Origin of the sequence: Enterococcus sp. DIV0703, from assembly GCF_051711065.1 — a bacterium.
GTDB lineage: Bacteria > Bacillota > Bacilli > Lactobacillales > Enterococcaceae > Enterococcus_B > Enterococcus_B hirae.
In genome coordinates this window covers 1649768-1667103 of record NZ_JBIOLX010000001.1, presented here as the reverse complement: position 1 = coordinate 1667103, position 17336 = coordinate 1649768, and the positions used below count along the sequence as shown (strand labels likewise).

Below are 17336 nucleotides of genomic sequence, written 5' to 3'. Positions count from 1 at the left end.
GGTGTCATTTGCGGCAGATGTCAAAAAAGAACTTACTGGACTTGAAGTTCACCGCGAACATGCAAAGGCGGAATTAGCTGCACTTTTGCGAATGAATGGATCTTTAGGGATTGTGAATCAACAATTTATCCTAAACGTTCAAACAGAAAATGCAGCTATCGCTAGACGGATCTATTCTCTTTTAAAAGATCATTATAATGTCCGAAGCGAGTTACTCGTTCGAAAAAAAATGAAATTGAAAAAGAATAATGTCTATATCGTTCGTTTGAAACAAGGAACGAAAAATGTACTGATGGATCTAGATATCATGGACGGAATGATGTTCAATGGGCATGTATCTGATGAAATTTTAGGAAATGCACAAAAAATGCGATCCTATCTAAGAGGAGCATTCATGGCGTCTGGTTCAGTCAATAATCCTGAAACTAGTCGTTACCATTTAGAAATTTTCTCCATTTATGAACAACATAATCAAGACATTTGTGATATGTTAAATTATTATGGTCTTCATGCTCGAACATTGGAACGTCGAAACGGCTATATTTCATATTTAAAAGGCGCAGAGAAAATTGCTGACTTTTTAACCTTAATTGGTGCGACGAATTCGATGTTGCGCTTTGAAGATGTCCGTATCGTACGTGATATGCGAAACTCAGTCAACCGACTTGTCAATTGTGAGACAGCTAATCTGAATAAAACGATTGATGCTGCAGCAAAACAAATCGAAAATATTGAATTGATTGAAAGTAGAGTTGGATTAACTGCACTACCAGAAAAATTGCAAGAAATTGCAGAATTGAGATTAAAGCACCCAGAAGTCAGTTTAAAAGAGCTAGGAGAAATGATTCCATCAGGAGCGATCTCTAAATCCGGAATCAATCATCGAATCAGAAAGATTAATGAATTTGCAGAAAAGTTGCGCGAAGAAGCAAGTTAAGTGAAAAAATTTTTAATTTTTTAATTAATGAAGATTTTGGGACAAGTATTTGTCTCAGAATCTTTTTTTATTATATTTCCAAAAAAAGTTCTAATCAGTGTCCTTTAATATGTTAAAAAGTAAGTAGCAAGTCCCATTGATAACGGTTATTGCTACTAAAAACAAAGGAGAATAGTGTCATGAAATATCTGAATAAAATACTGAGAGCCAAGGTTGTTCAAGGTTATGAACAAGGAAAAACAGATGAAGAAATTGCAGATAGCTTGAAGATATCCCGTAAAACAGTGGTTGAAATCAAATTGCTTGAAATCGCATGTAAACTAAGTCAAGGATTTACGGAACTTGAAATAGCTGAACGATTTCACAAGCCCGTTGAGGAAATTCACAGAAACAAACACAACTATATTCTAAGACGTTTTTCGGATTCCTCTAGTAATAATTCCATTTCTGAGATTCCACCTTCCTCTAGGATTGACTCCATTTCTCAGCAGATAGGTGGTACGAAGGCGTATGTTCTTGAAAAAATAATTATTCAAAAGCTGAAAAAAATGGAAAATATCGAGGATATTACTAAGAGTGTTTCTATTTCATTAGGAGAAACTAAAAAGATAATAGAAAATTATGCAATACGAAAAATCTGTGAGGAAGGATACACACTGGAAGAATTGAATAAAATGTTGTATCTTAATTTGGCTGAGAATCCACGAGTCCATAATATCTACCTTGAAGTTAAAAAGGAAAACGAATCAGGAGAAAAAGGAGTAGAAAGTAGGAGACAAAATGAAATAATTAATTTTTACAAAGAAAATAGAAAAGACAAGTTAGAAGAAATAACATCAAATGAATTAAATAAATATCTAATTAATTATATTGCTATCCAAAGAAAGAAAGGTAAAAATATTGAGGAAATTGCACAAGAGTTGAATAGAAGTCATAAAACAATTCGAATGATAATAGCGCAATTTATTATCAGTGAATCGAGTAAGGGAACCCCTAAACAACACATTTCTACCTATCTTTGGTTAACAACAGCTCAAATGAAAAAAAATGTATACAACTATCTTACAGTAGAGTTAAAGGCTAATACAATGCAACATATTGCTTGGTTAAACAGTTCTACGTTCGATCAGATTCAATTAATGTATATCGAAGGCGCACTTGAAATGAAAAAATCCATTCATAAGATGCGCCCCAATAAAGATAGTTCAAAAAAATTAGCGTTTCTAAAACGCCACAATAAGAAGGAAATGAAGAAAATACGAGTAGAGTTCATTCAAGGACTTGAAAATAAAATAAGTCATGAAGAACTTATCGAGCAACTAAAGATTAGTAGACCAACTGCTTATAGGATACTTAATTTAGAAATCGCACGTAGCATATACCAAGGTTTTTCGGTACCTCAGATAGCTGAAAGACTACATAAAAGTTCAAATAGTATAATGGGAAAAAAACATGCATTCATCATAAATAATTTTCGAAGGAATGGTAATATCCGACTCATTCCTGAGATGATTGGTTGTTCAGAAGATTACGTGATAGAAAAATTAGTCGTTCACAAGCTTAAAAAAAAGGAAAATATAATGAAGATCTCTGAAAGCTTGGATATTTCTGTAGAAAAAACTAAAACGATAATAGAGGATTATGCAATAAGAAAAATTCATGATCAAGGGTATACAAGGGAAGAATTAAATAGAATATTACCTGTGAGTTTAGATGGATATCCAAGGATACTTGAGGTTTTCCAAAAAGTTGAAAAAAATAACAAATTAGTGGGAGATGCAAAAAAAAGCATTAAAAAAACAAATACCGTGTTGTTAAGAAAAAAAACAAAAAAGAGGGAAAGATTAAGTTACGATGATCTTGTCAAGAAAAGAAAAACAGGTATGAAAATTGGGGAGATTGCAACCGAATTGGGCTGGACTCCGGGAATGGTGAAACATCGAATGGCTAAATTTATTATAGATCATTCAATTAAGGGAATATCTAGACAAGAAATAAGTAACCAGCTTTGTTTAACTCAAACTGAAATAAAAACATTTCCATATCAGTATATTAAAAACAATATATTAAAGAACCAAAAAATTCAAGGAATTGCGGAAAGAAATGGCTGCACGTTGGCTCAAATTTATAAGATATATGTAGAGGGGGGAGTTGCAAAAGGAGTATCCATTAATGAAATTGCATGTACGCTAAAGATAAACGAAGAAGCCGTTCAAGAGATAGTGAATAAAATTCAGAACGAATCTCAACCAGAATTAAACACTCCAGAACCACCTATCATTGAGAAAGCAATCTCTGAAGTTAAGAAAAATCTGATACAAGAAGGCACGATCCAACCACCAAAACCAATATCTATGGCTGAATCAACAAACCAGTTTCATCAAACCGACCCTGAACCAAATAGCTTAGATCTATTGAGTAAATCTATTATTAGTGAGTATAAAAAGAAAAAAAATATAAAAATGATTTCAGCTAAATATAATGTACCGCTAGAAGTGGTACAAAATATAATAAGCGAATACATAGTAAATAAAGGAAAGAAGGGGAGACGGATTAATGAGGTTGCGGCAGAGTTATATTTTTCTACCATTCATACAGGCGATGGACAAGTGTTATTTATCCATCAATATGGAAAGGTCTCTGAAGTTAAGAAAAATCTGATACAAGAAGGTACGATCCAACCACCAAAACCAATATCTATGGCTGAATCAACAAACCAGTTTCATCAAATCTACACTAAAACGAATAGATTAGATTCATTGCGTGAAATCATTGTTAGTGAGTATAAGGAGAATCAAAATATAGGAGTAATTTCATATCAATATAATTTATCACCAGAAGAGGTCAAAGAAATAATATATGATTACATCCAAAATGAAGAAAAGAAAGAGAGGACAGTTAACGAGATTGCGGAAGAATTTTCTTTTTATTCCGTTCCTAATTCCGATGGAAAACTGCGGTTTATCCATAAAGATGAAGTGTTATCTCTAGTTAAAAACAATCCGTTGTACCAAAGCACGAGTCACCAACCACTACAACCAATATCTATGGATGAATTGACCAAACGTTTTCATCAAATCGAGCTTAGATCAAATAGCTCAGACCAAGTGAAAGGAAAATATGAAAAGAGTCAAGAAATGAAATCAGAAGGAGAGAGGAAGAGAAGAAATTCAGAATCGGATCCTGGCGCCCTGGACCTAAGTCTGAAAAAAGCACGGGTAGACTCACCCATATTGTCACAGCCAAAAAGTTTTTCATCGACTACAACTCGTGCCGTTGAAAAAGTACAAAATGTCATCGAACAGAAATGGCAACAGCATCTAAATAACCCACGTGTCCAAGCTAGTTTACGAAGCTTTGTCAACGAAAGGTCTTAGGATAGATAGATGGTGTATCAATCCGTTTTTTTAACTTTTTCTAAATTAAGATCTGGATAGTCGCTCAATCAAAAATGACCCAAGGACCTTAAAAATAGGCTAGGCTATTTTGAGGTTCTTTGGGTCTTGTTAGGATCGGAACGATAGTGTCAATCCTGATCAATAATGATTACAAGTACATGTGATAGTCAGGATTATTACTCGTTAATGTAGTCAATTAGCTCTTCTTTTTTGATCGATTCATCAAAAATATGCTCTTCCAAAATAACAGTTGGAACAAAACGGATATTGGCAGCATTCGCCTCAGATATAATTGCTTGAGAGGCAGGAGATTCTTCTTGGTAAGTTAGACCTAACTTATTTTGAGCATAATCTGCTACTTCTGCTAGACTAAGATTTTTCCAATCATCCTGCGAATCAAATACTTTTTTGATTTCTCGTAAAGCTACTTGACCGTCTGACGTATCAATATGATGATGCATCACATTCCCACGTTGCAAACTTTCTTTTTCTTTATCAAAAAGTTTGATCACCCGTTGCAAACGACCTTTACTTACAGCTTCTTCGAGTAATTCATAAGATTCGTTGAACCATTGACGGCAATAAGGGCAAGCCAGATTGATAAACTCTGCCATTTTTTTAGGAGCATCTAAGTTTCCATAATGAATGCCAGTTTCGGTATTTGTTTTATCTGCTTTAATGATAGATATATCCATGTATAATCACCTCTTAGATTCATTTTAAGCATTTTTCAGGAAAAAGACTAGTTTTTTGTTTAATAAAGCATGTATCTTCTCATGTGAGTACTTTTACAGAATAGGTAGGTTTTCAGGAGCTTTTGCGTTATAATAGGTGGGATATTTGAGAGAATTTGAACAAGGATGATGACAAATGCGAAAAATGAAAACAATGGACGGAAATACAGCTGCCGCTTATATTTCTTACGCTTTTACAGAATTAGCTGCAATCTATCCCATTACGCCCAGCTCAACGATGGCAGAATTAGTGGATCAATGGTCTGCTAGTGGGAAGAAAAATCTTTTTGGACAACCAGTTAAAGTGGTTGAAATGCAATCTGAAGCAGGAGCGGCTGGTGTTGTGCATGGTTCGCTCAAAACAGGCGCGCTGACAACGACTTATACAGCTTCTCAAGGATTGTTGTTGATGATACCCAATATGTATAAAATCGCTGGTGAATTACTACCAAGCGTATTTCATGTCGCAAGTCGTGCAGTCACGACGAATGCGTTAAATATCTTTGGGGATCATGGGGATGTCATGGCTGCTCGATCGACTGGATTTGCGATGCTTGCAGAAAGCAGTGTGCAAGAAGTTATGGACTTAGCACCCGTAGCACATTTGGCTTCGATTGAAGCAGAGCTGCCATTCTTGAATTTTTTTGATGGTTTTCGTACGAGCCATGAAATCCAAAAAATTGAAGTACTAGAATATGACGAGTTAGCATCGTTAATCAATCAAGAGAAACTTGCTGCGTTTAGAAACAGAGCGATGAACCCTAACCATCCAACTGTTAGTGGAACGAATCAAAATCCAGATATTCATTTTCAGCAAAGAGAAACGATCAATTCGTATTACGAACAATTACCTCGCATCGTACAAAAATACATGCAAGCAATCAATGAATTACGTGGAACTTCCTATGATTTAGTCACTTATCATGGTGCTGCCGACGCGACAGAAGTCATCATTTCGATGGGGTCGGTAGCGCAAACGATTGAGCAGACAGTCGATTATTTGAATAAAAATGGCCGGAAAGTCGGTTTCTTGAATATCCATCTTTATCGCCCATTCCCAATTGAAACATTGTTGCAAAAACTTCCTAAAACTACACAGTCAATTGCCGTATTAGATCGAAGCAAAGAACCAGGAGCTGGTGGGGAACCATTACTGTTAGATGTTCAAAGTGCGCTTTATGATGCAACAATCTGTCCTAAAATAATTGGAGGGCGGTATGGACTAGGTTCAAAAGATGTGACACCAGATCAAATCATCAGCGTTTTTGACGAGTTACAAAAAGATGAACAAATGAAAAAACGATTTACAATCGGGATAGTGGATGATGTTACCTATCATTCTTTGGCACCAAGACCAACATTGGATTTAACGGATGCTGAAACTTACCAAGCTAAGTTTTGGGGGTTTGGTTCTGACGGGACTGTCGGTGCAAATAAATCTGCTATTAAAATCATTGGTGATCATACAGACAAATACGCCCAAGGCTATTTTTACTATGATTCAAAAAAATCAGGTGGATTGACGATTTCCCATCTCCGTTTTGGAAACACGCCAATTCGTTCTACTTATTTAGTTGAACATGCTGATTTTGTCGCTTGTCATACGCCTGCTTACTTGCACAGCTATGATTTAGTTAAAGGGTTGAAAAAAGGTGGCACATTTTTATTGAATACTTTATGGACAGATGAGCAGTTAGAAACGCATCTGCCTATTCGTCTAAAAAAATATTTGGCAGAAAATGAGATTCAATTTTATACGATCAATGCGATGAAAATTGCTCAAGAAGTTGGATTAGGTCGTCGTATTAACACTGCCATGCAAACGGCTTTTTTTAAATTAGCAAACATTATTCCTATTGAAGAAGTGATTCCGCTCTTGAAAGAAGAAGTGCTTAAAAGCTATGGTCATAAATCAATGAAAATCGTAGAAAAAAATAACCAAGCGATTGATCATACCCTTGAACTTCTCCATAGAGTTGAAATCCCCAATCATTGGCGATCATTAGAACTACCTAGCAAAAAAGAAGAGACAACATCACGTTACGTAAAAGAGATTTTTACGCCGATCAATGCTCAAGAAGGAAATCAACTGTCAGTAGGTACTTTAGTAGCCAACCAGATGACAACTGGCGAGATGCCATTAGGAATAGCAGCGCTGGAAAAACGAGGTGTAGCCCTAGAAGTCCCTGAATGGATCAGTGACCGTTGTACGATGTGCAATGAGTGCGCATTTGTATGTCCGCACGCAGCCATCCGCCCATTCTTAGCTGATGAAGAAGAGCTGACTGAAGCGCCTGAAGGATTTATCGTTCGTGATATGAGAGGACCTGACGGGTTAAAATATCGTATCCAAGTTTCCGTGGAGGACTGTACAGGATGTGGATTATGTGTGGAGGCTTGTCCAGCCAAAGGAAAAGCGTTAGTGATGAAACCTTACGAGGAACAAAAAGAACAAGCGGTCAATTGGGCGTTTGCAATGACATTGAGACAGAAAGAAAACCCTATGAAAGGAAAAAATACGGTAATGGCTACCCAATTTAACCAACCGTTGCTTGAATTTTCAGGTGCCTGCTCGGGTTGCGGTGAAACGCCATATGTGAAACTTTTGACCCAAATGTTCGGAGACCGAATGATGATCGCTAATGCAACCGGCTGTTCTTCAATATGGGGAGGAGCTTCGCCAGCATCACCGTTCACAACGAATGCTTGTGGGCAAGGTCCAGCTTGGTCTAATTCCTTATTAGAAGATAATGCTGAATTTGGCTATGGTATGTTACTAGCTGCTCAAACCCGTCGTGAAGCTTTAGCGCAATCTGTTCGTGAAATCATGCCAAAAGTATCGAGTGCGCTTCGACTGTTGATGGAGGATTGGCTCAACCATTTATTCGATAGCGAAGGAACACAACAACGAGCAGCTAAACTTCAGGCTGCGATGGTAGCGGAAGTACAGCAAGTCCCAGAATTGGAATCCATTCTTGAGCACAAAGATATTTTTGTCAAAAACAGTCAATGGATTATTGGCGGAGATGGTTGGGCTTATGATATTGGCTTTGGTGGTATCGATCATGTATTGGCTAGTGGGGCAGATGTGAATATCCTAGTATTGGATAATGAAGTTTATTCTAATACTGGGGGGCAAACCTCTAAAGCAACGCCAACGTCAGCTATTGCAAAATTCTCCGCAAGTGGGAAATATGCGTCGAAGAAAGATTTAGGAATGATGGCAATGACTTATGGGAATGTCTATGTCGCTCAAATTGCTTCTGGTGCCAATCAAATGCAAACAATCAAGGCGTTTGAAGAAGCAGAGAAATACCCAGGGCCATCACTAATCATTGCGTATACGCCTTGTATCACCCATGGTCTGTTGGGTGGTATGAAAGAATCGATTAAAGAAGCCAAAGAAGCTGTTTCATCAGGCTATTGGTCCCTCTATCGTTATAATCCAAGTTTAATTGAAAAAGGGAAGGTTCCGATGATTTTGGATTACAAAAAACCAGACTTTTCAACAATGGGCGATTTTATGTGTAAGCAAGTACGGTTTTCTTCACTAGAAAGTGCCAACCCTCAATTAGCTGAAAAATTGTTTGAAAAAACGGTTCTAGATGCAAAAACTCGTTTTTACAATTATGCTTCACTCACTGGACAGCTTGATAAAATTAAAGAAAAACTAGAACCGTCTGATCCGATTGTAAAAGAAGAGGAAGTCGAAACGAAAAAGAGAAAAAAAGAACGTAAGATCGATGATGAAGCAGCAGCCAGAAGAGCTGCTAAAAGAGCAGAACGCGCAGCACGTCGAAAATGATGTTTTGATGTTTCGTTCAGTGATCCAACAATCTCATTCGGTGAATGATAAGCAAACAATTTAAAGGGCGGAAAAATCGATCGAATAATTTATGTAATTTTCTTGAAAAAAATAGGCAGAATCGTCTCATATTTCCAAACATATGATATACTTAAAGGGAAATCTCAAAAGAGAAGAGAGGCTTTTTATGTCATTTCAAATCGGGGAACTTTTTAATTTAGAGTATTGGCAACAAATGTTTTCCGGTGACTTATTTTCTCTGAATTTTTTGGTAAACATACTGGATATTTTAGTCGTATGGTATTTGGTTTACAAACTGATCCAGCTACTAAGAGGGACGAAAGCGATCCAATTGCTCAAAGGCGTTGCCATCTTTATCGTGATTCGAATTGCGGCTGAGTTGATTGGGCTACACACGTTGTCATGGCTGATGAATCAAGTCATAACTTATGGTGTGATTGCAGCAATCGTCATCTTCCAACCAGAGATTCGTCGTGGGTTAGAACATCTGGGAAGAAGTTCGTTATTCAAACAAACGAAAAGCGAACAGCAAGAAGACGAGAAGATGATCCTATCCTTTGATAAAGCTATTCAATATATGTCGAAACGAAAGATTGGTGCTCTGATTACGATCGAGCGTCATACTGGTTTGGATGAGTATATTGAGACAGGCATTGCATTGGATGCAGATATTACTGGTGAGTTACTCATTAATATCTTTATCCCCAATACGCCGCTGCATGACGGGGCAGTTATTGTCAAAAATGGAAAAATTGCAGTTGCCAGTGCCTATTTACCTTTATCAGAAAGTATGTTGATTCCAAAAGAATTTGGAACACGTCACCGAGCTGCTGTCGGTATTAGTGAGGTCAGCGATGCAATAACTATCGTGGTCTCGGAAGAAACAGGAGATGTAAGTATCACTTTAGACAATCAATTAATACCAGGGTTATCGCAAGAAGAGTATTTATCGATCTTACGAAAACAACTAATTGTAGAAGAAAAAAATAAAAACAAAAAGAATGGGCTTCAATCTTTCTTGGACGCAATGACTAAGGGAGGGGATCGGAAATGATCTCAAAAGAAAAGCGTACGAGTATTTTGTACGGGTTTGTTGCGTTATTGTTTAGTATCATTCTTTATTTCAATGCGAATGGTCAAACGATGCAAAACACATTATCTGGAAACGAGTCCTATTCGCAGACAGCTTCTGATGTTTCGATCCAACTTTTATATGATACCGATAAGTATTATATCCATGGTTACGAAAACACTACTACTGTCAAATTGGCTAGTGCGAATCGTATCCAGTTGATGGCTGAGGCAAATGAAGACACCCGTACCTTTAGGGTCACCGCAGACTTAGCACATCTAGGTGAAGGAACCCACGAAGTGCCATTGAAAATCAAAAATCTAAGCAGCGCTGTCACCGCTAAGTTGCAACCGGAAACGATCACGGTTACAATTGAAAAGAAAGTGACCAAAGACTTTGAAGTTAAAGCTATTCTGCCAACAGAGACGACGCCTTCTGGTTATAATTTAACTGAAACAACTGTCGATCCAACGAAGGTCACGATCACCACTGGAGATAAGACTTTAGCGGAAATTCATCAAGTGGTTGCAAAAGTCAACCCGTCAATGATAACGGACGATGGTGTGAATAGCAATGTATCTGTACAAGCATTAAATTCAGCTGGTGAGCCGTTGAGTATTGTTTCTGATCCAGTGCAAGTCAACGTCACGTCAGATGCAATCAAACCGAAAAAAACGGTTAGCCTGTATGGTATTCAACAAGGGACAAAAGGTGAAGGAATTAAGAACTATAATTTCAAGTTTTCCGAATTAGAGGCTGAAGTCACAGGGACGACGGAACAACTTGCTCAAATAGGGGATAGTATCGCTGTGCCTATCGACATATCAGGAATTACTCATCGAACGACTAGGACGATTCAGATTCCTGTTGAACAAGGAATGAGCGTCTCGCCTAAATCGGTTAAAGTTGAGATAGCACCAGTGTTGGAATCGACAACTAGTGATTCTTCAGTCGATAAAAATCAAAGTTCGACTAAAAGGAATGACTCAACAACGTCAACGACAAAGTCGACTACATCGAGCACGTCACTTTCTAGTGTCCAGACAGAAAGCAAGCAAACTTCTGAAAGTACAGATTCGAGTGAATCCACTATGCAAAGTACACAAGAGAGTCAAACGTATTCTTCGGAAAATTAAGTTAAAGGAGCAAATTTACAATTATGGGTAAATATTTTGGAACGGATGGTGTCCGTGGCGAAGCCAATAAAGAATTGACACCAGAATTAGCGTTTAAGTTAGGTAGATGTGGCGGATATGTATTAAGCCAACATGAAACAGAAGGGAAACGTCCACGGGTTTTAGTTGGGCGTGACACCAGAATCTCTGGGCAAATGCTAGAAGAAGCCTTAATTTCTGGTTTGTTATCAGTTGGTATTGAAGTATTTCAACTTGGCGTCATTTCCACACCAGGAGTTGCTTATTTAACAAGATTGCAAAAAGCCAATGCCGGCGTGATGATTTCTGCTTCACATAATCCTGCACAAGATAATGGAATCAAATTTTTTGGTGCTGATGGGTTTAAATTAGTGGATGAACAAGAATTAGAAATTGAAGCATTGCTTGATGCCGAAGTGGACGAATTGCCACGTCCTTCAGCAGAGGGATTAGGAACAGTAGAAGAATTTCCAGAAGGCTTATTAAAATATTCTCAATTCTTAGTGCAAACGATCAATGGGGATCTATCAGGCCTAACCGTTTGTGTCGATGCGGCAAATGGGGCGACAGCAACTTCTGTCAACCGTTTATTCGCAGACTTAGAAACAGATTTTTATACGATGGGTACCAGCCCTAATGGCTTAAATATTAACGATGGTGTTGGTTCAACACACCCTGAAAAGTTAGCTGAAATGGTTGTTGAAAAAGGCGCCGATGCCGGTTTAGCATTTGATGGTGATGGGGATCGAATTATTGCAGTGGATGAACTTGGGAACATCGTTGATGGTGATAAAATCATGTTCATTTGTGCGAAATACCTTTCAAAGAAAAATCGTTTGAAAAAAGATACGATCGTTACAACGGTCATGAGTAATTTAGGATTCCATAAAGCGGTGGAAGAAATTGGCTTGAAGGACGTAGTTACTCAGGTTGGTGACCGCTATGTTGTAGAAGAAATGCGAAAAAATGATTATAATTTTGGTGGAGAACAATCTGGTCATATGGTCTTCCTTGACTTTAATACTACAGGTGATGGAATGCTATCAGGAATCCAATTACTGAATATCATGAAGCAAACTGGGAAGAAATTATCCGAGTTAGCGAGCGAAGTGACGATCTACCCACAAAAATTAGTAAATATCCGAGTAAGCAACAAAAATGGTGCAATGGAAGTTCCAGCGATCAAAAAAGTGATTGAAGAAACTGAGGCTGAGATGGCTGGTGAAGGAAGAATTTTAGTTCGTCCTTCTGGAACTGAACCATTATTACGTGTCATGGCTGAAGCGCCAACGGATGAAAAAGTAGCATATTACGTGGATAAGATTGCTGCAGTTGTTCGAGAAGAGATCGGACTTGAAGAATAAGAACTAAAATTTTTCTCATTTTAATAGTAATCGACTGTTATTTACAAAAATGTTTTCTTGTTTTTGTGAATAACAGTTTTTTTGTCTGTAGGAAAACAAATTTGGGTTACTGTCAAATGATTGTTCCAAGATAACTACTTTTTTGTATAAAATTAGCGTTGGGTTTAAAATATTCTCCGTTAAAAGTTGTTATGATAGAACTTTAATTTCTAATTATACGAAAAAAAAGGGCTTTTTTTATCTCTGAATAGATTAAACTAACTTGCGAAACAACTAATTTAGAGGAGGTAAATATGAAAATTTTCAAAAAACTGATTCGATTGATGATGATTGTTTTTCTATTTGTAAAACCGGTCATTGCAGTAGCGGTTGATCCATCTTATGCACCCTCTTATCAACTAGCAGAAGAGGTGATTATAAAAAATGGTGAATTTAATGATGGATTGAATCACTGGATCGTTTCTAATCCTGGAAGTAGTAATCCTGCACTTGTGACAGATGAAAGTGGCAATCATTATGTAATGGCATCAAATGGAGAGAATATCCTGCAATATGTTCAGTTAAAACCGAAAACGACCTATCAATTCACTTATTATGTGATCGGAGACCCTTCGTTTCCAGCAATTGTGGAATTTGGCACGCTTAATCATGGGGAAGGGTTTATTTCGTTGAAGGATGAGAGACATTATAATGATGCTTGGAAACAACATGAATTTAGCTTTACGACTCCGGAAGGTGAAAATACATATATTATCCGTTTTGCGTCTAGTGGAAACGGGACAGCATATTTTGATAACGTTCAAGCCACTGCATTAGATTTGGAAGCTCCTACCAATCCTAAAAATCTGAAAGTCAACGACGTTTCAAGTGATAGTGTTAGCTTGTCTTGGGAAGCTGCAACAGACAACGTAGGCGTAATGGGTTATTTGGTTTATCGAGACAACCAACTGATTCAAACAGTCACTGATGCAGACCTCGCCTATACCGACAATGGATTAACGGAAGATACTACCTATACGTATGAAGTGAGAGCAGTTGATCAAGCGGGGAATGTATCAGTAGCGAGTAATGCAGTGACGGCTAGGACAAAACTGGCGAGTAGCAGCCCACCTGCAGTGCCTTTGAATTTAAAAGTCACTAGTGTAACAACTGATAGTGTCAGCTTATCGTGGGAATCAGCGACAGATAGCATTGACGTAATCGGTTATATCATTTATCGAGACAATCAGTTAATTCAAGGAGTGATTGGTGCGGAGGAAGTAGCATACACGGATATAGGATTAATGGAAGATACGATGTATACATATCAAGTGAGAGCAGTTGATCAGGCAGGAAACATATCAGAAATGAGTAATACAGTAACAGCTAAGACAAAACCAACAGAAGAAATTCTTCCTCCTGCAGCTCCTTTGAACTTGCGAATCGATGATGTAACAACTAACAGTGTCAGCTTGTCATGGCAAGAAGCAATCGATAATGTTGATGTAGCTAGTTATAACGTTTATCGAGATGATCAGTTGGTCCAAACGCTAACTGGTACGGACTTAACCTACATAGATACAGGGTTGATGGAAGATACCACCTATACCTATATAGTCAAAGCTGTTGATCAATCAGGGAATCTATCAGAAGCAAGTAATGCGGTAACGGCTAGGACAAAATCAGCAGAAGATCTGACTCCTCCTACGCCCCCTTTGAATTTACGAATCGATGATGTAACAACTAACAGTGTCAGCTTGTCGTGGGAAGCAGCAATCGATGATGTGGGTGTCACTGGTTATCACGTCTATCGAGACGATCAGTTAGTCCAAACACTTTCTGGTACGGACTTAACTTACATAGACACAGGATTGATGGAGGCTACCACTTATACCTATAAAATCAGAGCGGTTGATCAAGCTGGTAATCTATCAGAAGCGAGTAATGCAGTGAAAGCAAGAACGAAAATGACAATTGAGGTAAGTCGCCCGTTGCCCCCTACTAAACTGAGATCAGCCCGTGTCACAGAACATGAAGTGGCTTTAATGTGGGACGCACCTGATGAATCAAAAGAAATCATGAGCTATCAAGTTTATCGAAACAATGTATTGGTAGGAGAAGTAGCGGGGGAAACCTCACTATATACTGATAAAGATTTACAGGAAAATACGAAATATTCTTATGTAGTTAAATCGAAAAACAAAGAAGGGAATCTCTCGGAAGAAAGTAATAAAATCATTGTGCAGACAAGCAAAAAAAATGAGACGGTTCCTCCTTTAGAGGAAGAGATAGTAAAAGAATCAACGGAAAAACCACCTGTGGCAAAAGAAACCGAAACAAAAAATAATGGAGCGATTAATAAAGGAAAAGAGGAAGCAAAAGTGAATAAGAATACTGCTAAAAAGGTGAGTAAACAGTTACCAGCTACGGGTAATAAAGTTAGTCCATTGCTACAACTACTGGGGCTAACCATAGTGAGTGTAACAATCCTGTTATCTTACAGGAGACAAAAAAAGAGCCATCAAGCAAAACAGCCCGGAACTAACGCTTAGCTCGTTTAGAAGGGGGAGTCGATGCAAGAAGATGTAAAATAGGTTAAAACAATAAAAAGACATTTTCGAACTGATCGATGACTACGCAAAAAAGCCAAAAAGGCAATGAAAATTAAATTTCATTGTTTTTTGGCTTTTTTCATGGTGATACATGCTATATTTTTTTAACCTTTTTCCTATTCAACGGTCACTGATTTTGCCAAATTTCTCGGTTTATCAACATCAAGACCTCTTAGCAAGGTCGCATAGTAGGCAATCAATTGTGTAGGGATCACTGTGATTAATGAAGTGAGTAAAGGATGAACAACAGGCAATACTAATTGGTCATCTGATCGATCTAAGCCTTTTGTAGCCATGACCAATGTTTTTGCTCCACGACTTTCCACTTCTTTTAGATTTCCTCTCGTGTGTGCCCCTGTTATCTCTTCGCTGATCATCCCGATAACCGGTGTGTTCGTTTCAATCAGCGCGATCGTACCATGTTTTAATTCCCCAGCTGCGAAACCTTCTGCTTGGATATAACTGATTTCTTTTAACTTCAATGCAGCCTCTAAAGAGACAGCATAATCTGTTCCACGTCCAATATAAAAAGCGTTTCTTGCATCCATTAGATAGTCAGCTGCTAACTCCTGTAAGTAGTCCTTTTGAGAAATTAGTTCTTCCATGCCATTCGCTACGATACTAAGCTCGTGCGTTAGATCGAATTCTCTAGCTGAAGAAAGATTTTTTTCATGACCAATTCCTTTAGCAAGTGCAGCTAAAACAGCGATTTGAGCAGTATAAGCTTTTGTTGAAGCCACGGCGATTTCAGGTCCAGCATGTAGTAAAAGAGTGTAAGAAGCTTCCCTTGATAAAGTAGAGCCGGGTACATTAGTGATTGTCAATGATGGGTAATTCAATTCATTCATTTTCACGAGTACTTGTCGACTGTCTGCTGTTTCCCCACTTTGGCTTAAGAAAATAAAAAATGGTTTCTCTGAAAGTAGAGGCAAATTATAACCAAATTCACTTGCAAGATGGACTTCCACAGGAATACGGGTTAATTGTTCTAAAATAGGTTTTCCAACTAAGCCAGCATGGTAACTCGTTCCACAAGCAACAATGTAGATACGGTCACTGTTTTTAGCTGTTTCTAAAAGTTGTTTGTCCATCAGTACTTCATTCTCATGGTTCACGTAAGTTTGGGCAATCTTTCGCATAACGATCGGTTGTTCATCGATTTCTTTCAACATGTAGTAAGGATAAGTGCCCTTTTCAATATCAGCTGCATCAATTTGTGCTTCAAAAGAAGTTCGTTCAACTGGTTGACCTGAGATCGTTTCGATTGAAATCTCATTTTTAGTGACGATCACTAATTCGCCATCTTCAATTTCAACAAATTCTTTCGTATAAGCCAGCATAGCCATTGCATCGCTGGCGATAACATTGAATCCGTCTCCCAGACCAATTAAGAGAGGGCTTTTGTTTTTAGCGACAAAAATTTGATCTGGCAGAGTACGATCAATTAATGCGAAAGCATAAGAACCTTTGATTAATTGAAGTGTTTTGACAAAGGCAGATTTTGTATCCAGTCCTTCATTTGCAAAAAACTCAATAAGATGAGCAATGATCTCAGTATCCGTTTCCCCTGAAAATTGATCCGTTTCTAAATAATCATTTTTTAGTTCAGCAAAGTTTTCAATTACACCGTTATGGACAAGAACAAAACGTCCGCTTTGAGAAGTGTGAGGGTGCGCATTTTTTTGAGAAGGTTCGCCATGAGTTGCCCAACGAGTGTGACCGATTCCGATTGTTCCCGCTGTTTCGTTTGTTAGCTTATCCTTTAGGTTCTGAATTCTTCCTTGCGCTTTGACCAAAAAATCATTTTCATGATTCGCAACAAAGATTCCAGCCGAATCGTATCCCCGATATTCTAATTTTTCTAAACCATTGATCAATCCTGGTGTTACGTTTTCTAATCCAATCATTCCGACAATTCCACACATAAAAAACATCCTACTTTCTATAATATAATCATTATGAAAGTTTCCAGCTGCTGGAATCGATTTTTGTTCTATCTTCACAGATAGGTTTTGATCGATCCTATAGAGTGCAGTCCCTAGGGTCATCCGCCGAATATTTCGATAAACCCTTTCCTCGTCATCTGTAACTACAGACCAGGCGCTATTCCTTAAAATGAGAATGGTATAACTAAACTCCTTTTTCGTATTTTTCTGGAAACTTCTTAAATGATAACGTTGTTGTGTGATGTTTGTCAATAAAAAAGAGAAAAAATAAAATTGGTCTATATGGTTGTGGCGGGAGGGTCGAAATGAAGTTT

Annotated in this window: 9 protein-coding genes; 7 read left to right on the top strand and 2 right to left on the bottom strand. The window is 37.8% G+C overall.

The annotated features are described in order from the left end of the window. The first annotated feature begins 1 nt into the window (after position 1). Entirely contained in the window at positions 2-937 is a 936-nt protein-coding gene (gene whiA / locus IGK81_RS07520) for a DNA-binding protein WhiA (protein ID WP_010718951.1), read from the top strand. Between the two features lie 179 nt (positions 938-1116). Next, entirely contained in the window at positions 1117-4314 is a 3198-nt protein-coding gene (locus tag IGK81_RS07515) for a hypothetical protein (protein WP_412003859.1), read from the top strand. Positions 4315-4511: 197 nt separating this feature from the next. Here IGK81_RS07515 and IGK81_RS07510 read toward each other — a convergent pair whose 3' ends face one another. Continuing rightward, positions 4512-5030, bottom strand: a complete 519-nt coding sequence (locus IGK81_RS07510; protein ID WP_431393311.1) for a thioredoxin domain-containing protein — start codon at positions 5028-5030, stop codon at positions 4512-4514. 175 nt (positions 5031-5205) lie between these two features. Here IGK81_RS07510 and nifJ point away from each other — a divergent pair, with 175 nt between their 5' ends. The 5 genes from nifJ to IGK81_RS07485 all read left to right on the top strand — a co-directional run bounded on the left by nifJ (position 5206) and on the right by IGK81_RS07485 (position 15016). Next, a complete protein-coding gene (gene nifJ / locus IGK81_RS07505) occupies positions 5206-8874 on the top strand; it encodes a pyruvate:ferredoxin (flavodoxin) oxidoreductase (RefSeq protein ID WP_438757813.1) in 3669 nt (1222 codons plus the stop codon). Between the two features lie 187 nt (positions 8875-9061). Next, positions 9062-9949: a diadenylate cyclase CdaA gene (cdaA, locus tag IGK81_RS07500; protein WP_010737735.1), complete on the top strand. Its 888-nt coding sequence runs from the start codon at positions 9062-9064 to the stop codon at positions 9947-9949. Continuing rightward, complete coding sequence (locus IGK81_RS07495; protein WP_034698262.1) at positions 9946-11103, top strand: CdaR family protein; 1158 nt, start codon at positions 9946-9948, stop codon at positions 11101-11103. The genes cdaA and IGK81_RS07495 overlap by 4 nt, the downstream gene beginning before the upstream one ends. A 23-nt stretch (positions 11104-11126) precedes the next feature. Next, positions 11127-12485 carry a phosphoglucosamine mutase gene (gene glmM / locus IGK81_RS07490; protein ID WP_010718960.1) on the top strand — a complete coding sequence of 453 codons (1359 nt, stop codon included), beginning with the start codon at positions 11127-11129 and terminating at the stop codon, positions 12483-12485. Positions 12486-12778: 293 nt separating this feature from the next. Next, positions 12779-15016, top strand: a complete 2238-nt coding sequence (locus tag IGK81_RS07485) for a fibronectin type III domain-containing protein (RefSeq protein WP_080704586.1) — start codon at positions 12779-12781, stop codon at positions 15014-15016. 176 nt (positions 15017-15192) lie between these two features. Here the strand turns inward: IGK81_RS07485 and glmS are convergent, their stop codons facing one another. Then, positions 15193-17001 carry a glutamine--fructose-6-phosphate transaminase (isomerizing) gene (gene glmS, locus IGK81_RS07480; RefSeq protein WP_034698260.1) on the bottom strand — a complete coding sequence of 603 codons (1809 nt, stop codon included), beginning with the start codon at positions 16999-17001 and terminating at the stop codon, positions 15193-15195. Positions 17002-17336: the final 335 nt, after the last annotated feature.